General features: G+C 34.7%; 23 protein-coding genes and 1 pseudogene. 17 read left to right on the plus strand and 7 right to left on the minus strand.

The features are described 5' to 3' along the window. The first annotated feature begins 29 nt into the window (after positions 1–29). From WAX74_RS00245 to WAX74_RS00270, 6 genes are all read left to right on the plus strand, one after another. Positions 30–1,784: an ABC transporter transmembrane domain-containing protein gene (locus tag WAX74_RS00245; protein ID WP_336495646.1), complete on the plus strand. Its 1,755-nt coding sequence runs from the start codon at positions 30–32 to the stop codon at positions 1,782–1,784. Continuing rightward, positions 1,784–3,568 (plus strand): ABC transporter ATP-binding protein, encoded by a 1,785-nt coding sequence (locus WAX74_RS00250; RefSeq protein ID WP_336495647.1) that lies wholly within the window; start codon positions 1,784–1,786, stop codon positions 3,566–3,568. Before WAX74_RS00245 ends, WAX74_RS00250 begins: the two co-directional genes overlap by 1 nt. A gap of 119 nt (positions 3,569–3,687) precedes the next feature. Beyond that, the gene (locus tag WAX74_RS00255) at positions 3,688–4,398 is read left to right on the plus strand and encodes a cytochrome c biogenesis CcdA family protein (protein ID WP_336495648.1); all 711 of its coding nucleotides are present in this window, start codon (positions 3,688–3,690) and stop codon (positions 4,396–4,398) included. 18 nt (positions 4,399–4,416) lie between these two features. Continuing rightward, complete coding sequence (locus WAX74_RS00260; RefSeq protein WP_336495649.1) at positions 4,417–4,788, plus strand: response regulator; 372 nt, start codon at positions 4,417–4,419, stop codon at positions 4,786–4,788. Then, positions 4,788–5,117, plus strand: coding sequence for a thioredoxin family protein (locus WAX74_RS00265; RefSeq protein WP_336495650.1), 330 nt, complete (start codon positions 4,788–4,790; stop codon positions 5,115–5,117). Before WAX74_RS00260 ends, WAX74_RS00265 begins: the two co-directional genes overlap by 1 nt. Beyond that, entirely contained in the window at positions 5,110–5,583 is a 474-nt protein-coding gene (locus WAX74_RS00270; RefSeq protein ID WP_336495651.1) for a CcdC family protein, read from the plus strand. Before WAX74_RS00265 ends, WAX74_RS00270 begins: the two co-directional genes overlap by 8 nt. A 61-nt stretch (positions 5,584–5,644) precedes the next feature. Here WAX74_RS00270 and WAX74_RS00275 read toward each other — a convergent pair whose 3' ends face one another. Next, a complete protein-coding gene (locus WAX74_RS00275; RefSeq protein ID WP_336495652.1) occupies positions 5,645–6,100 on the minus strand; it encodes a DUF2621 domain-containing protein in 456 nt (151 codons plus the stop codon). Positions 6,101–6,215: 115 nt separating this feature from the next. Between WAX74_RS00275 and WAX74_RS00280 the strand changes: the two genes are divergently transcribed. From WAX74_RS00280 to WAX74_RS00295, 4 genes are all read left to right on the plus strand, one after another. Then, entirely contained in the window at positions 6,216–6,431 is a 216-nt protein-coding gene (locus WAX74_RS00280) for a DUF1659 domain-containing protein (protein ID WP_336495653.1), read from the plus strand. 21 nt (positions 6,432–6,452) lie between these two features. After that, positions 6,453–6,665, plus strand: coding sequence for a DUF2922 domain-containing protein (locus tag WAX74_RS00285; protein ID WP_336495654.1), 213 nt, complete (start codon positions 6,453–6,455; stop codon positions 6,663–6,665). A gap of 373 nt (positions 6,666–7,038) precedes the next feature. Beyond that, positions 7,039–7,161 carry a YvrJ family protein gene (locus WAX74_RS00290; RefSeq protein WP_336495655.1) on the plus strand — a complete coding sequence of 41 codons (123 nt, stop codon included), beginning with the start codon at positions 7,039–7,041 and terminating at the stop codon, positions 7,159–7,161. Between the two features lie 105 nt (positions 7,162–7,266). After that, on the plus strand, positions 7,267–7,857 hold the full coding sequence (locus tag WAX74_RS00295) for an SCO family protein (RefSeq protein ID WP_336495656.1): 591 nt from the start codon (positions 7,267–7,269) through the stop codon (positions 7,855–7,857). Between the two features lie 52 nt (positions 7,858–7,909). On the opposite strand, the gene mscL is transcribed toward WAX74_RS00295, so the two are convergent. Next, a complete protein-coding gene (gene mscL / locus WAX74_RS00300; RefSeq protein ID WP_336495657.1) occupies positions 7,910–8,287 on the minus strand; it encodes a large conductance mechanosensitive channel protein MscL in 378 nt (125 codons plus the stop codon). Between the two features lie 136 nt (positions 8,288–8,423). Here mscL and WAX74_RS00305 point away from each other — a divergent pair, with 136 nt between their 5' ends. Together WAX74_RS00305 and WAX74_RS00310 are read left to right on the plus strand one after the other, a co-directional pair. Next, positions 8,424–9,911: a putative bifunctional diguanylate cyclase/phosphodiesterase gene (locus WAX74_RS00305; protein WP_336495658.1), complete on the plus strand. Its 1,488-nt coding sequence runs from the start codon at positions 8,424–8,426 to the stop codon at positions 9,909–9,911. A gap of 25 nt (positions 9,912–9,936) precedes the next feature. After that, on the plus strand, positions 9,937–10,632 hold the full coding sequence (locus WAX74_RS00310) for a lytic transglycosylase domain-containing protein (RefSeq protein WP_336495659.1): 696 nt from the start codon (positions 9,937–9,939) through the stop codon (positions 10,630–10,632). A gap of 16 nt (positions 10,633–10,648) precedes the next feature. Here WAX74_RS00310 and WAX74_RS00315 read toward each other — a convergent pair whose 3' ends face one another. The 3 genes from WAX74_RS00315 to yfkAB form a co-directional block, all read right to left on the minus strand. Beyond that, positions 10,649–10,897, minus strand: coding sequence for a GlsB/YeaQ/YmgE family stress response membrane protein (locus WAX74_RS00315; protein WP_336495660.1), 249 nt, complete (start codon positions 10,895–10,897; stop codon positions 10,649–10,651). A gap of 80 nt (positions 10,898–10,977) precedes the next feature. Then, a complete protein-coding gene (locus WAX74_RS00320) occupies positions 10,978–11,526 on the minus strand; it encodes a cysteine hydrolase family protein (RefSeq protein WP_336495661.1) in 549 nt (182 codons plus the stop codon). 351 nt (positions 11,527–11,877) lie between these two features. Beyond that, complete coding sequence (gene yfkAB, locus WAX74_RS00325; RefSeq protein WP_336495662.1) at positions 11,878–12,987, minus strand: radical SAM/CxCxxxxC motif protein YfkAB; 1,110 nt, start codon at positions 12,985–12,987, stop codon at positions 11,878–11,880. A 116-nt stretch (positions 12,988–13,103) separates the two neighbouring features. On the opposite strand from yfkAB, the gene WAX74_RS00330 reads away from it, so the two are divergent. Beyond that, the gene (locus WAX74_RS00330) at positions 13,104–13,607 is read left to right on the plus strand and encodes a DinB family protein (protein WP_336495663.1); all 504 of its coding nucleotides are present in this window, start codon (positions 13,104–13,106) and stop codon (positions 13,605–13,607) included. Positions 13,608–13,722: 115 nt separating this feature from the next. Next, positions 13,723–16,431, plus strand: coding sequence for an aconitate hydratase AcnA (acnA, locus tag WAX74_RS00335; protein WP_336495664.1), 2,709 nt, complete (start codon positions 13,723–13,725; stop codon positions 16,429–16,431). Positions 16,432–17,217: 786 nt separating this feature from the next. On the opposite strand, the pseudogene WAX74_RS20945 reads toward acnA, so the two are convergent. Next, positions 17,218–17,405: pseudogene (locus tag WAX74_RS20945) on the minus strand (IS5/IS1182 family transposase); the annotation flags it as partial. 333 nt (positions 17,406–17,738) lie between these two features. After that, on the minus strand, positions 17,739–18,293 hold the full coding sequence (locus tag WAX74_RS00345) for a GNAT family N-acetyltransferase (RefSeq protein ID WP_336495665.1): 555 nt from the start codon (positions 18,291–18,293) through the stop codon (positions 17,739–17,741). 141 nt (positions 18,294–18,434) lie between these two features. Here WAX74_RS00345 and WAX74_RS00350 point away from each other — a divergent pair, with 141 nt between their 5' ends. From WAX74_RS00350 to WAX74_RS00360, 3 genes are all read left to right on the plus strand, one after another. Beyond that, on the plus strand, positions 18,435–21,644 hold the full coding sequence (locus WAX74_RS00350; RefSeq protein WP_336495666.1) for a BTAD domain-containing putative transcriptional regulator: 3,210 nt from the start codon (positions 18,435–18,437) through the stop codon (positions 21,642–21,644). Positions 21,645–21,692: 48 nt separating this feature from the next. Further along, positions 21,693–22,313 carry a hypothetical protein gene (locus tag WAX74_RS00355; protein WP_336495667.1) on the plus strand — a complete coding sequence of 207 codons (621 nt, stop codon included), beginning with the start codon at positions 21,693–21,695 and terminating at the stop codon, positions 22,311–22,313. Between the two features lie 226 nt (positions 22,314–22,539). Then, complete coding sequence (locus tag WAX74_RS00360; RefSeq protein ID WP_336495668.1) at positions 22,540–23,790, plus strand: substrate-binding domain-containing protein; 1,251 nt, start codon at positions 22,540–22,542, stop codon at positions 23,788–23,790. Positions 23,791–23,870 lie beyond the last annotated feature (80 nt).

Genomic DNA, 23,870 nt, shown 5'->3' on the forward strand with positions numbered 1-23,870 from the left:
TCTTAATATGTATATATGGGGGAGAAATTGTGAGGGTTTTTTTAGATTTAGGATGGTTTTTTAAAGAAAGGAAAAAGCAGTATTTAATAGGAATACTAATGCTGATGTTTGTTGCTTTCCTCCAGCTACTACCGCCAAAAATAATTGGATATGTAGTAGATGAAATAAGTGAAGGAACATTAACCACAGCATTTTTAGTGAAGTGGCTGGGCATACTAGCGATTGCTTCAATCGGAATGTATATCTTGCGTTATTATTGGCGTGTTATGATTTTCGGATCAGCCATTTATTTAGCAAGACTACTAAGAGGAAAACTATTTCATCATTTTACAAGAATGTCTCCTTCGTTTTATCAAAAAAAACGTGTTGGGGATTTAATGGCTCATGCAACGAACGACTTGTCAGCAGTACAACAAACTGCAGGCGCAGGTGTATTGACACTAGTAGATTCAATTGCAACAGGTGGATTTGTTATTGCAGCTATGGCTTTTACGATTAACTGGAAACTAACGATAATTGCACTTCTTCCACTTCCACTTATGGCTATTTTAACAAGTTACTATGGAAAGCTTTTACACCAACGTTTCCGTTATGCACAGGAAGCATTTTCCGATTTGAATGATAAAACACAGGAAAGCATTTCAGGTGCTAAGGTTATAAAAACATTTGGACAAGAGAAAGAAGATACAAAAGAATTTGTTCAATTGTCACAAGAAGTAGTAGATAAAAATATTCGTGTTGCAAAGGTTGATTCCTTATTTGATCCTACAATATCACTTATAGTAGGAGCATGTTTCTTTTTATCTATTATATTTGGTACTCGTTTCATTCTAGCAGATGAAATGTCAATTGGTGACTTATTCGCATTTACATCATATTTAGGGCTCCTAGTATGGCCAATGCTTGCTTTTGGTTGGTTATTTAATATTGTCGAGCGAGGTAGTGCCTCCTATGATCGAATAAAAAATTTATTAGACGAAAAAGTAGAGATTGATGATAAAGAAGGGGCTTTAAAACAAAAACCTGAGGGAGATTTACAATTTAATGTAGAGGAATTCAAATTTCCGGAAGATGATCGAGTAGCCTTACAAAATGTTCATTTTACTTTAAAACGTGGTGAAACGTTAGGAATCGTTGGAAAAACAGGTTCGGGAAAGACTGCTATTTTAAAGCTATTAATGAGAGAATTTGAAGGCTATCGTGGTGAAATTATTTACGGCCATCATTCCATAGATGCGTATAAGAAAAAAAGCTTACGCGAAGCTATTGGTTATGTGCCGCAAGATCATTTTTTATTCTCAACTACTGTTGCCGGAAATATTGCATTTGCAAATGCGAAAGCAACAAATGAACAGGTGGAAGAAGCAGCAAAGCTAGCATATATTCATGAGGATATATTGCAATTTACGGATGGCTATAAAACAGTCGTTGGAGAACGTGGTGTTTCATTATCCGGCGGTCAAAAGCAACGTATTTCAATAGCTCGAGCATTATTGATGGAACCAGAGCTTCTCATCTTAGATGATTCCTTATCTGCAGTTGATGCTCGCACTGAGGAAGCCATTTTAGAGGCATTAAAAGAAAAACGAACGGACGAAACTACTATTATAACTTCTCATCGTTTAAGCGCTATCCAACATGCCCATCAAATTATCGTGATGAGTGAAGGAACGATTATAGAAAAAGGCTCTCACGACCAATTAATGGAATTAAAAGGAATGTATTATGAAATGTATCAATTACAACAGCTAGAATCTTTAGTTGAAAAGGGCGGTGAGGCATAATGAACGAGAAGCAGCCACAGCTAACTGGAAAAGACCAATGGATGATATTAAAAAGATTATTAACATTCCTAAAACCGCATACGAAAGCAATTAGTATTGCATTGTTTTTACTTGTATTAACAGTAACAGGAGATATATTGGGCCCATATTTAATCAAGGTATTTATGGACAATTATTTAACACCTAAAAGTTTTCCAACAGGACCTCTAGTGGGATTAGCACTAGGTTATATATTTATACAAGTCGGGAATGTAATCATTAGTTATTTCCAACTTTTAAAATTCCAAGAAATTGCACTCAAAATTATTCAACAAATGCGAATTGATGTGTTTTCTAAAGTGCATAAGTTGGGGATGCGTTATTTTGACAAAACACCTGCAGGAAGTATTGTGTCACGTGTGACAAATGATACGGAAGCTATTAAAGATATGTTTGTCAGCGTATTAGTAGGTTTCCTGCAAAGTGGATTCTTAATAATTGGTGTGTATATTGCTATGTTTATATTAAATGTAAAATTAGCATTGTTCGCCACGATTTTATTGCCTATAATGTTTATAATCATCCGAACATATAGGAAGCATAGCTCTGTCGTTTATCAAGATTTACGGGAAAGACTGAGTCAATTAAATGCAAAGCTTGCAGAATCGTTGCAAGGCATGACTATGATTCAAGCTTTCAGACAAGAGGACCGATTACAAGATGAATTTAATGAAATAAATGACTCACACTGGAATGCAGGAAAACGTAATATTAAATTAGATAGTATACTTCTTCGTCCTGCAATCGATTTAGTGTACGCTTTAGCAATTATTATGGTCCTAAGCTACTTTGGGATAACTTCTATGAACAATTTCGTAGAAGTAGGGGTGATATATGCATTCGTTACTTATATAGATCGATTCTTTGAACCTATCAATCAAGTGATGCAACGTCTTTCGATTTTTCAACAGGCAATTGTTGCGGCATCCAGAGTATTCACTTTATTAGATGAGAAAGATTTAGCCCCTGCTCAAAAGGATAAAGCGAATGCTAAAATCGAAGTAGGGAGAATTGAATTTCAAAACGTTACATTTTCATATGATGGGAAAACGGATGTACTAAAAAATATCTCTTTCACAGCAGAACCGGGGCAAACAGTGGCATTAGTAGGGCATACGGGAAGTGGAAAAAGCTCCATAATCAACTTGCTTATGCGTTTTTATGAGTTTGAACAAGGAGATATTAAAATAGATGGTCATTCAGTTAAAGATTTTAAAACAGAGGAAATCCGAGAAAAAGTAGGGCTTGTACTACAAGATCCGTTTTTGTTCTATGGTGATATTGAAAGTAACATCCGACTACATGATAAAGATATGTCTGAAGAGGATGTTAAGGCAGCCGCAGAATTTGTGCAAGCAAATAATTTTATCGAAAAGCTGCCGTTTTCATATAAACAAAAAGTAACGGAAAGAGGATCTACATTTTCAAGCGGACAAAGACAGTTGGTAGCATTTGCACGTACAATCGCTACAAATCCGAAAATCCTAGTTTTGGATGAGGCAACCGCAAATATAGATACAGAAACTGAAGTGGCTATTCAAAGTAGTTTAGAAAAGATGCGTAAAGGTAGAACTACAATAGCCATTGCACATCGGTTAAGTACGATTCAAGATGCAGAGTTAATACTTGTTCTACATCACGGAGAAATTGTTGAACGAGGCACACATCAAGAACTCTTGAATGAAAAAGGCTTATACCATAAAATGTATTTACTTCAGAATGGCGTCGTAGAAGACATTGCCTAGTATTGATAATATAATATTTAGAGTAATAAAATAGTCAAAAAGCTGTCACAAGCTTTAGTAGAGTCAAACTGAATGAAATTTGGTACGATAGGGAGAGTAACTCGGAAAGGAAGACAGCCGTGAGTACCGATATTAATTTGTTTTTGGCCCTTGGTGCAGGATTTTTAAGTTTTATTTCTCCTTGTACATTGCCTTTGTATCCAGCATTTTTATCTTATATAACGGGAATGTCATTGGAAGAAATAAAAACAGATAAGAAATTAATGCAAAAAAGAGGAATGCTTCATACCTTATTCTTCTTATTAGGATTTTCCATAATATTTATTGCATTAGGTTTCGCAACTTCGTTAATAGGAACATTTTTCATTCAATATGATGATTTAATACGCCAAGTCGGTGCTATTTTTATTGTTATTTTCGGTTTAATAGTAGTAGGTATTTTTAAACCAGAGTTTTTGTTGAAAGAAAAGAGATTACAGTTTAAAAATCGTCCCTCTGGATATTTTGGAACTGTATTGATTGGTATGGCTTTTGCTGCTGGATGGCAACCTTGTACAGGACCTATATTAGCTGCGGTTCTATTGATGGCCGGATCAAATCCTGACGCGGGGGTTTGGTATATGCTAGCCTACGTACTAGGATTCGCTATTCCGTTTTTCGTGTTATCATTCTTTATTACACGTCTTAATTGGATTCGTAAAAACAGTAATTTAATCGTGAAAATTGGCGGATTCTTTATGATTGCCCTTGGAATATTATTATTTTTTGATGGATTAACTTATATTATTCGAATTTTAAGTCCGTTTTTTGGTGACTTTACTGGATTTTAAAGTGAGGGGAGCATGACGATGCCAACTGTATTAGTAGTCGACGATGCCGTTTTCATGCGTGCAACTATCAAGAGAATGCTAGAAAATGAACAGTTTGAAGTTATTGGAGAAGCGTCCAATGGAAATGAAGCAGTAGAATTGTATCGACAATTATTGCCTGATGTAGTAACAATGGATATTACAATGCCAGGAATGACCGGTATTGAAGCAGTAAAAGCAATTGTAACAGAGTATCCAGATGCAAAAATTGTCATGGTCACTGCGCTTGGTCAACAAAAACTAATTGTGGAAGCAATTGAAAATGGAGCGAAGGATTTTATCACAAAACCATTTAATCCAGAACAAATAATTCAAGTATTGCAAAACGTCACTAACTGGCATGAAAATTAATGAAACCTATAACAAGTTACGCTCATTGGTTAAAAGTTGCTGAGAAGGAATCATCACTATTACTTTTTGTGAAAACATCTAATTGTTCTGTTTGTGAAGGGTTATTTCCGCAAATAGAAAGATTGGAAGAAGAAGAGAAGATTCCTTTTTATGTGGTAAATGCAACAGAAGTGCCTGAAATAGCAGGACAGTTATCTTTATTTACTGCTCCTGTCGTCTTATTTTTTAGAAACAATATGGAATATCAACGATTTGCAAGATTTGTAAAAGCAGAAGATGTACGAAGAATTTTAAAAGAACTAAATGATTTGGAGAATTATCATGATTGAAAAAATTTCACCTAATGTAATGATTATTGTTTCTACCGTGATAGCTCTAGGTATGGGTATATTGGTAACAACATTACGGGCAAAGGCAGCAAAAAAGCCAGCAAGCGTAAAAAAAATATTGCTACCACCATTATTTATGTCCACTGGTGCATTGATGTTTATTTTTCCCTTCTTTCGTGTAACTGGGAAGGAAATAATAGAAGCACTAGCAGTGGGTATCGTATTTTCTTCCATTCTTATTTGGACATCTAAGTTTGAAAAAAGAGACGGAGATATTTATTTAAAACAATCCAAAGCATTTATTTTCATTTTGATTGGTTTACTAATTGTACGATTGGTTGGTAAGATTATTTTAAGTTCATCGATTGATGTAGGGGAACTTAGCGGTATGTTTTGGATTGTAGCTTTTGGGATGATTGTTCCTTGGAGAATTGCAATGTATTTACAATTTCGAAAACTACAATAAGCGTAATCATTTGTATAAAAGTTAAAAAGCGAGTGGCTCTAGTATGGAGCCATTCGCTTTTTTATCGTTCCTTTGGTTTTACTTCAGATAACTCAAAAAAATTATTATAAGGAGTAACATCAATTTCTAACTCTGCCAGCTTTTTTCTTAGAAATTTATGATCCCTTTTTGGTGTTGCAATAATGTAGCCCCTGATTAGTAATTCACGCGTAATGGAACTAGCCTTTTCTTCAAGAGCCAGCTGGCCGATCTTACCAGCAATTTTTTGTTTAGCAACGGGTCTAAAGAGATCCGGGACAGGACTAACTAATTCATTTAAGAGTTCCTTTTGATCTTCATTCCATAGATGAATGGTTTTATCAACATAATATTCTTCCCAGTCTAAGTCTGATTTGCCGTCGTTTTTAGGTAAGGCTTTTAAGAATTTACGAAACATAAAGAATCCACCAATTGCCATTAAAGTAACTAAAACTACTACCCAAAATAGTATAAACCATAAAAACCATCCCTGTAACATCTATTCACCTCTTTTTTTCTATCTTAAGTATAAGATGTTCCCCAAAAAATTTCACTCTCTATGTATCCTTTCTTTTAAAAAGATTCTATCTAATAGTTGAAAGGAGGTGATACACATGGCAAATCTAGAATACAAGCAAGCAGTATTGAAGTTAACATTTGAAGCAGGTTTAACGGGTGACGGGAAGTTGAAGACAAAATCTAAATCTTATCGAAACATCCTAGCAGCTGCTACAGCGAATGGATTAGACACTGTCGCTAACACACTTGCAAACTTTTCAAACAGCCCCTATATCGGAGCTGAAAAAGTAGAAACATCTAATATAATCTAACATGAATAAGGGGGAAGTTAAATGGCAAAAACATTACAGCTTCAATTTGAAACAGATAACGGCAAATTATTAATGGTTACAGTGGATAATCCAAAAGAAACATTAACTGAAACAGAAATCCAGGCAGGGATGGCGGCCATCATTGCGAGTAATGTGTTTCATATTGGAGGAAAACCACTTTCAGCTGTGAAAAGCGCAAAAGTAGTCGAACGAAACGTCAGCCAAATTATCTAAGGATCTTTAGACTCTCCTTCATGGAGAGTCTTAGGTGGTAGACAAAAGGAAGTTTACTAATGGCCGAGTTTATTTTTTTGATTTTAGTCCTCATTTTCTTTTACCTCAAGATTATTCTTCCTGAGTAAATAGAAAATAATAAGGTAGCATTTTATTGGTTTGGAGAAGCGTCCGCTCGACTCCTGCGGGAAAAGCGAGACAGACGAGACCCCGCACGAAGCAAAGCGAAGGAGGAGGCTCGGCGCTCGCCCGCGGAAAGCGAGTGGTAAGCTTCGGAAAACCGGATTAACCTATATAAAAATATATTTTAGTTTGTTTACAGTCTGAGACTCTCCTTCATGGAGAGTCTTTTTTAAAAAAGGAAGTGATTACTATGGAACAGTGGTTTTCATTGATTCAAGACATAGGCTTTCCTATATTCGTGTCATTTTATTTAATGCATAGAGTAGAGGGAAAACTAGAAGAAATCAAACTTGCCCTGTTATCATTAAAATGAGTACTCTATTCACAAAACTGTTGAAATCGAATGAGACATAGTAGTTGAAGGAACATAATTGTTTCGTTAAGATAAGGCTATGAATAGAAAAGAGAGGTCTCATAAATGAAGAAACTATTAACTATTATTATCATATCTTTAGTTGTACTAGTGGGGTGTGGTAGTAGTGGGAACTTTGAAGCACAAACAAATTGGGACGTGCAAGATTTTTCCTATGTGAACCAACATAAAGAAGATGTTTCATTAGAAGATTTAAAAGGTAAAGTTTGGCTAGCGACATTTATATTTACGAACTGTGAAACAGTTTGCCCACCTATGACCTTTAATATGAGTGATATTCAACAGATGCTAGTAGATAAAGGAATAGAAGACTATAACATAGTAGCATTTAGTGTGGATCCAGAAGTTGATACACCAGAAAAACTTCAGGAGTACTTAGGAAACTATGACGTGGCAGATGAAAGCAAATGGCAACTTCTAACGGGCTATACACAAGAGGATATCTCAAAATTTGCTGCTGACTCTTTTAAAACATTAGTTAAAGATGATCCTAATTCAAATCAAGTAATCCATGGTGTTTCCTTTTATTTAGTTGATCAAAACGGTGTAGTGGTAAAAAACTATAACGGGTCAACAGAAGTACCAAAAGAAGAAATAGTTATCGATGTTGAAACGCTAATTGAAGATGGAAAATAATATTCAAAGCCTATCTATGAAATAATTTCATGATAGGCTTTTTGTTTTTACATTATGTATTATTTTGCTTTTTTAAAAGGTCTCTGATTTCTTCAAGCAATACTTCTTTTGCATCTACTGGCGGAGCCTCTTCTACAGCTTCCTCCACATCTTCTTTACGCTTAAATTTAGATAATAGTCGAATAAACAAGAATATAGAAAATGCAACCACAAAAAAATCAAAAACTGATTGAATAAATTTTCCATATAAAATTTCTTTGTACTTTAACGAAGAAAATTTTGCATCAAATAATAGTAAGCCAATAATTGGCGTAATGATATTTTCAACCAAAGAAGAAACAATCTTACCAAATGCTCCTCCAATTATAACTGCTACTGCCAAATCTAATACATTTCCTTTAAAAGCAAATTTTTTAAAATCCTGCCACATATATTATTCACCTCAATTTCAGATTACAGAAAAAGATTTCTTTTGTATAGTTACTTTTTACATTTTTAGACTACTGTTTATAGTCAATTTATGCTATTGTTTTTCTAGGAAGTTAGATGGGTGGTGCACCACAATATTGTTTAAAAAGACATATCGGAAAAAATCCTTTCAAATAGTTATTATCTATACATTTACAAGTGTTCTATGGATTATGTTTTCAGATTTAATATTATTTAATTTCTTTCCAAATGGTAAAACAATATCTATTATTAATTTCTTTATTTACATAGGTATAAGTGCTCTTTTACTTTTGTATCTGATGAAGCATTTCTGGGGGATACAGCAGGATCTACTATTAAAAGAATATGTGGACGATTTAACAGGATTGCAAAATAGAGGATCCATACAAGCTACTTTACATAATTTAATATCCAGAAAAGAAACATTCCATCTATTGTTTGTTGATTTTGATCGGTTTAAAATGATAAATGATTTATATGGTTATGATAGTGGAGATTTAGTCTTGATGGATATATCGAAACGTTTAAGAAATAATAAATATGTTATTTCTTCGGGTATGGTAGCAAGATGGGGAGCAGACGAGTTTGTAATTATATTAATGAATCTTACATATGATGATGTTGAAAAATTTGTTGAAACTCTTTTAATAGATTCTACAAATCCACTATTTGTATATGGCAAAGAGATAATAAGCTCGATTAGTGTAGGCTCAGTACATTGCCCAATCGACTCTAGAAATGCTTCTGAGTTATTAAGGTTTGCAGAGTTAGCAACTGACGAGGCAAAAAAAAATGGCGGACTAAAGCATGTACCATATCGAAAAGAAATGTCCGATTTAGCTAACAAAGAGTTATATTTAGAAGAGGGACTACATAACGCATTAGAAAAAGAAGAGCTATATTTAAACTTTCAGCCACAAATTGCATCAAACACAAATGAAATTATTGGAGTGGAAGCACTTGTTCGTTGGAAGCATGAAGATAAAATAATATCTCCTGGAGAATTCATACCAGTTGCAGAAAAAAGTGGACATATTATTAAAATAGGCGACTTTGTATTACGCGAAACATGTAAAAGCATCCCGATAATTGAGAAGGAAATTGGGAAGGAATTGTTATTTAGTATAAACGTGTCTGCCCGTCAATTCTATCAAAAAGATTATATTAAGCGAACGAAGAAAATATTAGAAGAGACCAATATACATCCAAATAAAATAGTTTTAGAAATAACTGAATCAATTATCATGGAGTATACAGATTTTGTGATAAAATCATTACAAGAGTTAAAAAGAATAGGTTTTCAAATTGCAATAGATGATTTTGGAACAGGCTATTCTTCCTTTAAATATTTAGAGCTATTGCCTGTAGATATTATAAAAATTGACCAGAGCTTCACTCAAGCAATTCACAAACCAAAAACAAAAGCAATCGTTCAATCTATTATCTCGTTAGCCCATAATTTAAATTTAAAAATTTTAGCCGAGGGTGTAGAAGATCTTTTCCAAGTTTCTAACTTGAATGATTTGAAGTGTCACTATCTTCAAGGATATTTTTTTAATAAACCACTTTCACTAGAACATCTGCTAACAGAATATAAAAAGTAATTCATGGGATAGGTGAAAAAGAGCAATGAAACAAAAAAAGAATACATCCTACAAAGCTAAAATCTGGGTGATAATATTACTTCTACCATGTACTATTACTATTTATGTTTTGGCAATAATCGGTTGGCAAGAGCTTCAAAGAATTCCTGTAGTACAGGAATGGGCGGAATCTATACAATCTGTTTCAACCGGTAAAAATAAATTAGACGTTCCACAAGAATATATTTCTATCTACAAAAAGGCTGAAGAGCAGTATGATGTACCCTGGACACTTCTAGCTGCTCATCATCGTATCGAAACAAAGTTCTCTACAATGGACCCACTTCTTTCTCCTGTTGGAGCAGAAGGACATTTGCAGTTTATGCCTTGTACCTTTGTCGGTTGGTCTCATCCTAGTTGTGAAGGCTTGGGAAAAGGTGACATACCAGACAAGGATAAAGTGAACCCAGAAATTATAGCTAAATATGGTGGATACGGAGTAGATGCAAATGGGGATGGTAAAGCAGATCCATATGATATGGAAGACGCAATTTTTAGTGCTGCGAATTATTTAGCGGCTAGTGGGGCTGCTGATGGGGAAATTGAAAAAGCGATTTTCAATTATAACCGAAGCGATAAATATGTTAAGGATGTATTACATTTTTATTATTTATACGAAAGTCAGTTGGACGAAATTCAAGCTGCTTCCATAAAAAAGGAAAATAAAAAGGATGGGTTATAGTAACCCATCCTTTTTATTATTTACGCATAGCTTTTAAAATAAGACTAAGTATCGCAACTAAAATGATTGCTCCAATTAAAGCCGGAATGATTGCCATATCCCAAACAACTGGACCCATGTCAGGGAAGATTAACCCACCAATCCATGCTCCGATAATCCCTGCAATGATATTACCGATAATACCACCTGGAATATCTTTACCTAAAATTAATCCTGCTAGCCAACCGATAATACCACCGATTATTAGATATAATATAAATCCCATTTATTCCATCTCCTTTAAGAATGTTTAATTGTTAACACTCTTTATATAGCCATAAATGAGAATTGCTAAACATCAAAGGATTATTTTTTTATTACTAATGCACCAAGAGAGCTTGAAAAATGACCCAGAGCCCAATCATGACCCCGTTCATTGAAGCTTGCTACTGCATTCTCATGTATGACAATTGTATATCCTAAATTGTAAGCATCTACTGCCGTGTGTAGAACACAAATGTCTGTACAAACACCTACGATGTGAACTTCTTTTATATCACGTTCTCTTAAAAGCTGATGCAAATTAGTACCGGCAAAAGAGCTATACCGTGTTTTATCTATCCAAATTATCTTTTCTTCGTTATCTGCATATACTGATTTTAACTTTCCGTATAATTCCCGACCCGGTGAATTACGAATGTTATGGGCTGGAAATAGCTTTGTCTCTGGATGATAGAGATCGTTTTCATCATGCAAGTCAACAGGAAAGACAACTAATTCATTATTAACAATAAATTCTTCCGTTAACTGAACTATTGCTTTCTCTATCATTTGCCCAGGTTTCCCACAAGTTAATGCTCCGTTATCTGCTACAAAATCAACTGTATAATCCACAACGAGTAAAGCTTTTTTCAATGTTAAACAACTCCCTTCATTTTCTTCTTATTATTATGAATAAAAGAAAAAGATAAAGCTACCAAAAATTAAAACTGAAAGTTTAAAATATTTTGCTTTTTGTAATGATGCATACTATAATTGTAAAAAGGGGAGTGGAAAATATGGATAGACAAATGACGAAAAAGTTGAATAGGCAAGCGTTTTGGTTTGTGCTCATTCATTCTGTGTTTTTAATAGACCTAGTCGTCGAATTTTTTTCCATTCATTAAGAGTGAATCAATATTCAATTTAGTATTAAATAAATTTATTATGTAAACTAATAGTAAAAATTGAAACCGAACGCTAACTTAACGTTCGGTTTTTCTTTGTTTATTTGACAGAGCCACTAGTAAAAACATGTTCTTTATAATACATATTTTTAACTAGTATATTTGGGCCCAAGCATTTTACTGCAGGACAGTGACAATTTAGAGCTTTTGATAGTGGAGACGTCAACCATCTTTCAAATATAGCTGGGAGGGTATCCGATTGGATATTACCTAGCTGCGGGGCATCGCCAAAGTCCGTTACGATTACTTCACCTGAGAATATATTAACATTTAATCTTGATCTTCCATCTGGATCATTCCGTACGGATACATTTTTACTTTTGTTTAATCGTTCAAGTAATTGAATGCTTCTTTCTGTTTTGCTACACGGATAAAAAGGCAATGTACCAAAAAGCATCCAAACATTTTCATCTCGGAAGTCTAAAATGTTCTCTATAGCTTCATATGTCTCTTCTAATGTAAGTGTTGTTAAAGAACTAGCAAAATCTGAGGGGTACATAGGGTGTATCTCATGACGAGCACATTTCATTTCGTCTACGATTTGTCGATGAATATGTTCTAAATACGGTAGTGTCTTTTTGTTCAGCATCGTTTCGGCCGAAACCATAACTCCCGTTTCAGAAAGCATACGACTATTATCTATCATTCTTTGAAATAGACCTGAACGTTGCTCATATGTCGGTTTTCTCTCCATCATGGCAAAACCAGTTTCGACAAATTCATCTACGGTTCCCCAGTTATGAGAGATATGTAGTACATCCAAATAAGGAGCTATTAACAAGTATCTTTCAGGATCGAGAGTTAAATTTGAGTTAATCTGTGTTCGAATTCCTCGACTTTTTGCATACTTTAATAGTGGCAAAACATATTGAGTCACAGACTTTTTCGATAACATTGGTTCCCCACCAGTAATACTAATCGTTTTTAAGTGTGGAATTTCTTCTAATCGTCTTATTATTAATTCAATTGGTAGGGCACTGGGGTCCTTTGTTTGTAAAGTATAACCTACTGCACAGTGTGCACAACGCATATTACACAGGTGAGTTGTCGTAAGTTCTATATTGGATAGTGTGAGGTTTCCGTGTTGTTCGATATCACGATAAGCTTCCCACGGATCGTTAAGTGGCGTCATTTCTTTTAATGCAATCATAAAATACTTCCTTTCTAATGGATTATTCTCTCATATTTTTGATCAAAAGAAAATGTAGAAATGTTTTTTTATAAGAAGGGTATGTACTGAACTAAAAATATGTTTGGAGGAAATGAATGTTTATAGAAAAGATTAATAAAATTCGAGCGGATTTATTCCATCAGTTAGATCAAATTAATGACGAACAATTTAATCAAAAACCAGAACCTAATAAGTGGTCACCTAAAGAAATAATCGACCATTTAGTCAAATTAGAGAAAGTAGTATCTAAAGGAATCAATTATGAATTAAAAAATACAGAGAGCCCTAAGGCTAATAGAAAGCCGATTCAACTTACAACAATTCGAGTCATAAAAGCAAAAGCTCCCACTTATATTATTCCTTCTGAGGAGTATCAGACGAAGGAAGAAATGAAAGACGCACTTCATCAAAGTCGTATGGTACTTCTCACTATTTATGAAACTACTGATAAGCAAGTTCTAAAAAATAAGTCTTTAAAACACCCTATTTTCGGACAATTACCACTGATTCAATGGCTTTCATTTGTAGGGTATCATGAAAAAAGACATTTAAAACAATTAGAAAAAACGATTGAAATAATAAAAGGTCATAAGAAATAATTATCACTTATAATAATTTTAATGTAATTTACTTATAGACTGAATTCTAGTATGATAGGGAATGGAGAAAAGTCACTATATAGAGTCTTCTCAATAGACATTAGGAGGAATAAAAATGGCAAAGAGTAATCTACACAACAGCCGTGCTTCTTTTTCGCTAAATGGTAAAGAGTATAACTACTACCGCCTAGCTGCAATTGAAGAAGCTGGTATCGCAAAAGTATCACGCCTTCCTTATTCAATTAAAGTATTACTAGAATCAGTTTTGCGACAATATGATGGATATGTTATTAAAGAAGATCACGTAAACCAATTAGCAAAATGGGGTAAAGACGCTGACACAGAAGCAGAAGTTCCATTTAAACCTTCCCGAGTTGTACTACAAGACTTTACTGGTGTACCAGTAGTAGTGGATTTAGCTTCGTTACGTTCAGCAATGAACGAAATGGGTGGAAATCCAGATAAAATCAACCCTGCTATTCCAGTCGATCTTGTAATTGACCATTCTGTACAGGTTGACAAATATGGTACATCAACTGCATTAAAAGCAAATATGGATCTTGAGTTCGAACGTAACGCTGAGCGTTATAACTTCTTAAAATGGGCTCAAACATCTTACGATAATTTCCGTGCTGTTCCACCAGCTACTGGTATCGTTCACCAAGTAAATTTAGAGTATTTAGCTCCAATCGTACACGTGAATGAAAATACAGATGGCACTTTAGAAACATTCCCAGATTCAGTAGTTGGTACTGACTCACATACAACAATGATTAATGGTCTTGGTGTATTAGGATGGGGTGTTGGTGGTATTGAAGCAGAAGCAGGTATGCTTGGTCAACCATCATACTTCCCAATTCCAGAAGTTATCGGTGTTAAATTAACCGGCGATCTTCCAAACGGAACAACTGCTACTGACTTAGCACTTAAAGTAACTCAAGTATTACGTCAACGCGGCGTAGTAGGTAAATTTGTAGAATTCTTCGGACCTGGGGTATCTAAATTACCACTTGCTGACCGTGCTACAATCGCAAATATGGCTCCAGAATATGGTGCAACATGTGGTTACTTCGCAATTGATGAAGAATCACTTAACTATTTACGTTTAACTGGTCGTGAAGAAGAACATATTGCTGTAGTTGAAGCTTACTTAAAAGCAAACGACATGTTCTTTGATCCAACTTTAGAACCTGTTTATACAGATGTTATAGAAATTAATTTGGCAGATATTGAAGCAAACCTTTCAGGACCAAAACGTCCACAAGATTTGATTCCTCTATCAGATATGAAAGCTCGTTACCGTGAAGCAGTAGTTGCTCCTCAAGGTACTCAAGGTTTCGGATTGAATGAAAAAGAATTCGACAAAGCGGCAACAGCAAAATTTGATGATGGAGATGTAGCTATTCCAACTGGTGCTGTAGCAATCGCTGCAATCACTTCTTGTACAAATACATCTAACCCATACGTAATGTTAGCTGCTGGATTAGTTGCTAAAAAAGCTGTAGAAAAAGGCTTAACTGTTCCTGCTTATGTAAAAACATCATTAGCTCCTGGTTCAAAAGTTGTTACTGGTTATTTACAAGATTCAGGATTAGACAAGTTCTTAGATGAAATTGGATTTAATACAGTTGGTTACGGATGTACAACTTGTATCGGTAACTCTGGACCGTTACTACCTGAAATAGAAAAAGCAATCGTTGACGAAGATTTATTCGTAACTTCTGTTCTTTCTGGTAACCGTAACTTCGAAGGTCGCGTTCACCCACTTGTAAAAGCAAACTACTTAGCTTCACCACCACTAGTAGTTGCATATGCACTTGCTGGAACAGTAGATATCGATCTACAAAAAGATTCTTTCGGTAAAGACAAAGATGGCAACGATGTATTCTTCGCTGACATTTGGCCTTCTACGGAAGAAGTTAATGACGTTCTTTCTAAAGTAGTTACTCGTGAACTATTCCAAAAAGAATATGCACGCGTATTTGATGAGAATGAAGCTTGGAATGCAATTGAAACTTCAACTGAGTCTCTATATTCATTTGATGATAAATCAACTTACATTCAAAACCCACCATTCTTCCAAGGTTTATCTAAAGAACCAGGTGATATTCAAACTCTTACTGGACTTCGCATTGTTGCGAAATTTGGTGATTCTATCACTACAGACCATATTTCACCAGCTGGTGCGATTGGTAAAGATACTCCAGCAGGTAAATACTTGCGTGAAAATGGTGTAGAAGTACGTGATTTCAACTCTTATGGATCTCGTCGTGGTAACCATGAAGTAATGATGCGCGGAACATTTGCGAACATCCGTATTCGTAACCAAGTTGCTCCAGGTACAGAAGGTGGATATACTACTTACTGGCCAACAGGAGAAATCATTTCTATCTATGATGCAGCAATGAAGTATCAAGAATCGAATACTGGCTTAGTAGTACTTGGTGGAAAAGATTATGGAATGGGATCTTCTCGTGACTGGGCAGCTAAAGGAACAAACTTATTAGGTATCAAGGCTGTTATTACGGAAAGCTTTGAGCGTATACATCGTTCAAATCTAGTCATGATGGGTGTATTACCACTTAACTTCTTACCAGGTGAAAATGCTGATAGTCTTGGCTTAACTGGCAAAGAAGAAATTAGTATAAATGTTGCAGAAGGTGTAAAACCTCGCGATATTCTACAAGTAACAGCAAAAGCAGAAGATGGTACTGAGAAACAATTTAATGTTCTTGCTCGTTTCGATTCAGAAGTAGAAGTAGACTACTACCGTCACGGTGGTATCCTACAAATGGTACTACGTAACAAAATGCTAGAAGCTTAAGATACGTACGAAAGGGGCTGTCCCGAAAGTCAAAAAAATGACTTTTAAGGGCAGCCTCTTTCTTTGTAACTTCTATTAAAAAGTATGATAGATTTTCGTTCCAGGCGGACGCTTTCCACTACAATCAACTAATGTATGTCTACAGAAAAAAATCTTCTATGTTTAAAAAATCATCTTGTTATGGACATCTTCTTGTGCCATATCATCAAAGAAGTACGATGAATATGGACTTAGTTGAGCTTTCCAAATACGATATGTCCTTTAAAATTGAATAATGAATCTATTAAACGAAAAGAGTAAGAAAAAGACAAAGCAAGAAGACACTGGTTTATATCGAAATTCCAAAAAGATAGGCCAGATTTGTTCGATTTTGAACAAATCTGGCCTATCTTTCTACTTATTCTTTATGACTTTTCATTTTAAAGCTTGAGAATTCGCTTAAGATTGGTGGCAAAAATCGCAGGGTCCCTTGAATTAGCATGCCAACTAGACCCGAGGATGCTGCCACATCGTATCCTTATACATTCCTGCATCTTTATTAAATTCAAATGTATCTTCTTCTTCAAGATTTCCATTGGAGGCAATTGGAGGCAACTTAGAAACAAGGACTACATTTTCCGATTTGAATATGTTATATTCTCTTTCTCCAAGTACGCTGTATCCCCAATAACAGTGTCCACTTCGATTCCTGTTTGTCGACTCTTCTCCAGTTACTCCTTGAGATATTTTCCATCACTTTGTTCTTCTGTTCTCACCACTGCAACTGTATGTAATAATCCGTTCATCATCTGATTGGTCTTGAATCGACATTAGTAATAAATATTTGAGCGTACTAATGGGTGAAATAGCGTTGCGACCATTATCTAGACAGTATTTTGTTTTTAACTCTTCTAAAATAAATGAAAAATCAACAAGTCCATTGATTTGGCGGAGCAAATATTATCTTTTGGCACAACAATATCGTAAATCGCCATAAAAGGACTTAATATGAGGGTTTCTTTGGTCGAACTATCGGGAGAACCACCTGCATTTACTTTTTTTCATTATAACGTAACATGATGACCTTTTTAGATAGAAGGTTTTTTTGAGAGAGACAACATTAGTTGATTGGAGAGGAAGGCGGCGACTCCAGCGGGATCAGTGAGACAGATGAAACATCACAACGTACCCGAAGGGGCGGTGATGGTTCATCGATCACCCCGCGGAAAGCGACCGCCTGGAACGGAAATCAATGGGTTCCACATAAAAAGCAAGTAAGTGAACAATAAATTGTTTGCATACTCGCTAAGATATCCTTTTAAGTTCTTTTAAAGTAATCTATTCTTATCCCAATCAGGTTTAATTAAAGAAAATACAAGTGCATCATTAGAATGACCATTTTGATATAAATAGCCTCTTAATAATCCTTCTTTTTCAAAACCTAATTTTAATAATAATTTATTAGAGGATTCATTTTGTGGGAAGGTAACGGCGCCGATTCGAAATAAATCTAATTCTTTAAAGCAATATTGAATAACTGTATTTACTGCTTCGCTAATAATACCTTTTCTCCAATACTCTGGTAGTAAGTCATATCCAATTTCCGTTCGCCGACCTGTAATAATAAGGTTATTTAAACCAACTGTACCAACAAAGCTACCAGTCTCTTTTAAAATAATACCCCAACGCATCGAACGCTTTTCTTTAAAATTCTTCCCAAATGATTCTATTAAACTCTTTGCCTGTTGATATTCGGTAAAAGCAGACATGCCATAATATTTTATAACTGCTTCATTTGAAAAGATAGCAAAAATATCTTCTGTATGTTTCTCTTTGATTTCTATTAACCTTAAACGCTCTGTTTCTAAAATAGGAAACCCCATTAAATTCTCCCCTTTTATTTGCTTTACCTACTATATATTACTTTACCATAGTCTATATTTTCTAACACATCTGAATTATCATTTAATTTTAAAGGAAAATATGGTAGTATAAGTATAAATAACCAGTGTGGAGGTTAAGAGATGGAACAGGCAACAGTAATCATGTCAAAACTAACCCCTCCTATTAACTCTTCCTATTATATGAGAAGATCTTCCCTCATTAAGAAATTAAAAACAAATTCTAGCAAAAAACTAACACTATTACATAGTGGAGCTGGATTCGGTAAAAGCTCAGCTTTAGCCCAGTATTATGCAGATTCAAAACAATTATATTCATGGTACACGATTACAGAAGAGGATGATGATATTCTTCCTTTTCTACGTTACTTACTACATAGCATTCGTAAAGTAATACCTACGTTTGGCGTAACTCTCATGGAAAGAGACTTTCTTTCCATGTATCCAAAAGAAGCGGAATTAACACAATGGTATTCTTTATTTAGTAATGAGCTAGCCATGATCGATGAGTCTTTCACTATAATATTAGACGATTTTCATCTCATTGATCATGTCTTTCTTATAAATTATATAGTTGAAAAACTTATTGAATTTCTCCCACCGAATATACAGCTTGTCGTGGCATCAAGGAGCCGACCAAAATGGACAATACTATTAAAGCTAAAGTTAAAAGGACAATTAGTAGAAATTAGTGAAAAGGATTTTATGTTTAGTGAGGAAGAGATCCAAGTATTTTTTGAAGATTATTTTGAAAAAACGATTTCTTATACAGAAGCGGAAGAAATAATGAAACTTACAGAGGGTTGGGCAATCGCTATTCACTTGATTGCAATGCAACTTGTGGAGACCAATAAACAAATAACGGAACTATTTGATCCTGCTTTAAAAGATTTATTTTCCTATTTGTCTGAAGAGGTATTTTTACGAATGAATGACGAAGATCAAGAGTCTATACTGAATTATAGTATATTTCCGATCTTTACTTTAAAGGATATTCAAATATTTTTTGGGGATAAAGAAGCAAAAAATTTGGAAAGGTTAGCAAGCAGCCACGCTTTTATCCAATCTTTAAGTGATAAAGGTGCTTATCGATACCATTCTTTGTTTCAACAATATTTAGAAACAAAGTGGATACAAAAAGATCAAGCTCTATATGTTGAAACACACAAAAAGGCTGCAGAATATTATAGTGAAAAGAAAAATTTAGTTCAATCTATACACCATGCTGTAAAGGCAAAAGATGATTATTTTTTAGCTAAGATGATAGTTCAGTTTGCAGGACAAATGATAAATTCTGGTCAATTTGATTGGTTGTTAGACTTGTTAAAAGAACATCTTTCTGATGAAAGAAAAGAAGAGTTTTATGAGCTTTATTATTACGAAGGTGAATGTCATCGATATAGAGCTTTTTATGAAAAAGCTAAAAAAGCTTATGAAAAGTGTATCAACTTTGCCAAAGAACATAATAATCCTTTGTATCATAGTCGAGGCAATGCTGGAATTGCGCATATCTATCTAGACACAATTCAACCGGCTCTTGCAAAACCTTTTTTAGAAGAAGCTGTTAAATGGTCTGAGAAAAGTACAGATATGACAAGGTATGAAATGTTGTTATTAAAAAGATTATTAGCGGAGAATCTAGTAAACCTAGGCAAAGCAAAAGAGGCAAATAAATTCATTCATCAAGAAAAATTAGAAGCAGATATATTAAGAGAAGGAAATTTGGATGCTAGAATTCTGCTTCGGACAGGTATGCTAAATGAAGCACAGAAAGTATTAAAAAATAGGATAAGCGATCAAATTAGTTTACCTGATTCTCATAGAGAGACAGAGGTTTTACTTTCCTTTATATATTCTTTAATGGGTCAAGTAGAGCTTGCAAAGCAAGCGGCTATAAAGGGCATTGAAACTGGAAATCGTGAAAAATCTGGTTTTGTTGAGGCGGTAGGTTGGATTCGAAGAGGACATGCAGAAATATTAGATAATCCATTCGATTTGGAAACCCCTGAAACTTATTACTTGAAAGCTGTGAATCGAATGGAAGAGTTGAATGTTTCTAGGGGTAAAGCCGAACCTTATATGGGGCTATCCATTTTAAAGTCTAGACAAGGATACTTTCAAGATGCTATCTCATACGGTGAAAAAGGTCTTCGAGAAACAGACAAGGGTAATGATTATTGGTTATCTGCATATATTTTGATTTGCTTAACAATTGTTTATTTTGAAAATGATGACCACCATCAAGCAATAGATACAGTTCATGAGGCTAATCGACTGTTTGTAATTAGTGGGGATGTTTATGGTGAAATGATATCGAACTATTGGCTAATGATTATTCATTACCATTTAGAAAATCAAGACAAGTTCATTCAATACGCAGAAAGTTTTGCAACTTTATGTGTTCGTTTCGATTTCGTATTTTTTTTACAAAGGAAAACGGTTTTTGGACCATATGATTTGCAAATGCATTACCCTATTCTCCAAAAAGTACTTATCGCAAAACCAGACTTAGTTGATGTAAATACAGTTACTAATATATTGAAAATAAATACGGTGAGTAATTACCCTGGTTATCAACTTACAATAAACCTGCTTGGACCCTTTACTCTTTACATGAGTAATAGAGAGGTAAGTGAACGTAAATGGCAAAGAGATAAGGCAAAAGAATTATTAGCTTATTTATTTATGAATAAAAACCGCTTTGTACCAAAGGAAGAAATTATCCATGCACTTTGGGGTGAAAGCAATGAAAAAAACACGGACCGTGATTTTAAAGTAACCCTGAATTCTTTATTAAAAGTAATTGAACCAAATCGGTTAGCAAGAGAGGAATCCTTTTTCATTGTCCGCAAGCAGTCGATGTACCGATTAAACCCAGATGTATCGATTACTAGTGATATCGATAATTTTCATCATTATGTTGATAACGGATTAAATGAGCATAACCCATTGATATCTAAAGAGTCGCTATTAAAAGCAGTGAAATTGTACAAAGGCTTCTTGTACGAGGATAAGACGACAATCGAATGGATTTCGCATGATCGGGAAAATGCACAGCAACTCTACATAACCGTATTAGAACGACTTGCACAAACATGTACTAGGTTAAAGGAGTTCGAAAAAACAATTTATTGGGCTGAAAAGCTCCTACGAATAGATCGCACTTGGGAGGAAGCATATCGGCTGTTGATGTATGCTTACTATCAATTACAAAACCGCTCCCAATCTGTAAAATGGTATGACCGTTGTGTTACTACACTTGAACAGGAACTTGGCATTGAGCCAATGGAAACTACCGTACAAATGTATGAAATGATAACAAATTATGACTAGAAATTAGAAAAACAAAAAATCTTTCTTTCTTAAAAAAGGAGTGTTTATTTGATCAGGAATTTATTTAAAAGAAAAGATCCAATCGAAGCCTTTTGGGAATGGTTTGTGGACCATGAAGAAGAATTATATTTGTTACGAGACGAAGATTCTGAGAATTTGTTAAAAGGATTAGATGCGGCATCGAGAAAGGTAAACCGCCAATTATCATTCTCAATTGAATTAGAAAAAAATAGAGAAAAAAAACGCGAGTTGACAATTGGCGCATATGGAAATCCTAATAATTTTCCAGACGTGATACGGTTAGTGGAAGCTGCACCACAATCGGAAAGATTCTCTATTGTAGCATTCAACCAGCGAAATGACGACGATATAAGTATTACAACTAATGGGTTTGAAATTAGTCGAGAAGATGTTTTTTTCACATATAAGGCAGATCAAGAAAATGAAGAATTCTACCTCATTTTGTATATTAAAGAGTTTAGAGAAGACGTGGACCATAGCAACGCAGTATTGGAGTTTCTTGAAATAGTTATAGGGGAGTATACTCTTGGTACAGAGCTTACTGAAATAGAATTTAAAAAGTTTAATTCAGAAGAAGGCTTGTTGCAGATAAATGAATTACCGAATGTATTAGATGAAGTGAAAAAAACAAAATATAAGATTTTGTAGATCATGCATACGTTATATTTAATGTTAAAAGAACTTGGGTGATTGCCCAGGTTCATTTTTTATGAAGATCTATTGAATATGAAAATTTCCTATACAATTTCATTATCAAAAAAATTAACGATTAATACATACAAAGATTGTTTTTTGTAACTAATTTGTAACTACATTTTTGTATTCTATAACAGAAGCATGATAACGCTTACAAAAGCTTTGAAGGGGGATTTATATGGCAAAAAAATGGGGATTATTATTAACGCTTTTATTCGTTCTAATTTTCAGTGCGGCTTGTAGTGAAAAAGCTAGTACAACAACAGAAAAAGAAAAAGAAGAGACGACTCCAGTTTCAAGTGAGGTTACTGAAGAAGGTGGGACTATCAAAGTCGGAGTTCTTGCTTCCTTAACTGGTGCTTTAGAGTCTTATGGTAAACAAACGAAAAACGGATTTGAGTTAGGTCTTGAATATGCTACCAACGGGACAATGGAAGTAGCAGGCAAAAAAATCGAAGTTGTTTTTGAAGACACAGAAACAAAACCTGAAGTAGCAGTTCAAAAAGCTACAAAACTTTTAGAAGAAGATGAAGTAGATTTCTTAGTCGGCTCCTCTAGCTCAGGAGATACATTAGCTGTTCTTCCTCTAGCTGAAGAATATGAAAAAATTATGATTGTTGAACCAGCTGTTGCTGATAGTATTACAGGTTCAGAGTTTAATCCATATATTTTTAGAACTGGTCGTAACTCTTCACAAGATGCAGTTGCAGGAGCTGCTGCAATCGCTAAACCAGGAGTGAAAATCGCTACTTTTGCTCCAGATTATTCATTCGGTTGGGATGGAATAGCTGCATTTAAAGCAGCTGCAGAAAAATTAGGAGCAGAAGTAGTACTAGAAGAGTACGCTGATCCAGCTGCTACTGACTTCACATCAAACTTACAAAAGATTATTCAAGAAAAACCAGACTACTTATTTGTTGTTTGGGCAGGAGCAAACTCTCCTTGGAATCAAATTGCTGACTTAAAATTACAAGAAAAAGGCATCAAAATTTCTACAGGAGCTCCTGATATTCCAGCATTATCTGTAATGGAACCATTAGTAGGAATGGAAGGATTCTCTGTTTATTATCATACTCTTCCTGATAACAAGATTAACACTTGGTTAGTAGACGAACATAAAAAACGTTTCAATGGTGAAGTTCCTGACCTATTCACTCCAGGTGGAATGTCTGCTGCGATCGCAATTGTAGAGGCGTTGAAAAAATCTGAGGGAAATGCAGATGGTGCAGAGTTGATCAAGGTAATGGAAGGTATGTCCTTTGAAACACCAAAAGGAAAAATGACATTCAGACCGGAAGATCATCAAGCATTACAATCTCTTTACTCTATTAAACTAGAAAAACAAGATGGCGTTGCTTATCCTGTACCAGTGTTACTTAGAGAGTTGTCTCCTGAAGAGACTGAACCACCGATTTTAAATAATAAGTAAAAAATTGAGTGACGGCCTAATATTATTAGGTCTGTCACTCTCCATATTATAGAACTTTCTATGATATGGAGAGTGACAGT

The sequence above is a fragment of the Psychrobacillus mangrovi genome (genome assembly GCF_037104765.1).
In the GTDB taxonomy this organism is placed as follows: Bacteria; Bacillota; Bacilli; order Bacillales_A; family Planococcaceae; genus Psychrobacillus; species Psychrobacillus mangrovi.

Coding starts and splice junctions, on each gene's coding strand:
- WAX74_RS00250 (WP_336495647.1), top strand. CDS start 1,784: ATGAACGAGAAGCAGCCACAGCTAACTGGAAAAGACCAATGGATGATA.
- WAX74_RS00260 (WP_336495649.1), top strand. CDS start 4,417: ATGCCAACTGTATTAGTAGTCGACGATGCCGTTTTCATGCGTGCAACT.
- WAX74_RS00265 (WP_336495650.1), top strand. CDS start 4,788: ATGAAACCTATAACAAGTTACGCTCATTGGTTAAAAGTTGCTGAGAAG.
- WAX74_RS00270 (WP_336495651.1), top strand. CDS start 5,110: ATGATTGAAAAAATTTCACCTAATGTAATGATTATTGTTTCTACCGTG.
- WAX74_RS00275 (WP_336495652.1), bottom strand. CDS start 6,100: ATGTTACAGGGATGGTTTTTATGGTTTATACTATTTTGGGTAGTAGTT.
- WAX74_RS00280 (WP_336495653.1), top strand. CDS start 6,216: ATGGCAAATCTAGAATACAAGCAAGCAGTATTGAAGTTAACATTTGAA.
- WAX74_RS00285 (WP_336495654.1), top strand. CDS start 6,453: ATGGCAAAAACATTACAGCTTCAATTTGAAACAGATAACGGCAAATTA.
- WAX74_RS00290 (WP_336495655.1), top strand. CDS start 7,039: ATGGAACAGTGGTTTTCATTGATTCAAGACATAGGCTTTCCTATATTC.
- WAX74_RS00295 (WP_336495656.1), top strand. CDS start 7,267: ATGAAGAAACTATTAACTATTATTATCATATCTTTAGTTGTACTAGTG.
- mscL (WP_336495657.1), bottom strand. CDS start 8,287: ATGTGGCAGGATTTTAAAAAATTTGCTTTTAAAGGAAATGTATTAGAT.
- WAX74_RS00310 (WP_336495659.1), top strand. CDS start 9,937: ATGAAACAAAAAAAGAATACATCCTACAAAGCTAAAATCTGGGTGATA.
- WAX74_RS00315 (WP_336495660.1), bottom strand. CDS start 10,897: ATGGGATTTATATTATATCTAATAATCGGTGGTATTATCGGTTGGCTA.
- yfkAB (WP_336495662.1), bottom strand. CDS start 12,987: ATGATTGCATTAAAAGAAATGACGCCACTTAACGATCCGTGGGAAGCT.
- WAX74_RS00330 (WP_336495663.1), top strand. CDS start 13,104: ATGTTTATAGAAAAGATTAATAAAATTCGAGCGGATTTATTCCATCAG.
- acnA (WP_336495664.1), top strand. CDS start 13,723: ATGGCAAAGAGTAATCTACACAACAGCCGTGCTTCTTTTTCGCTAAAT.
- WAX74_RS00345 (WP_336495665.1), bottom strand. CDS start 18,293: ATGGGGTTTCCTATTTTAGAAACAGAGCGTTTAAGGTTAATAGAAATC.
- WAX74_RS00350 (WP_336495666.1), top strand. CDS start 18,435: ATGGAACAGGCAACAGTAATCATGTCAAAACTAACCCCTCCTATTAAC.
- WAX74_RS00360 (WP_336495668.1), top strand. CDS start 22,540: ATGGCAAAAAAATGGGGATTATTATTAACGCTTTTATTCGTTCTAATT.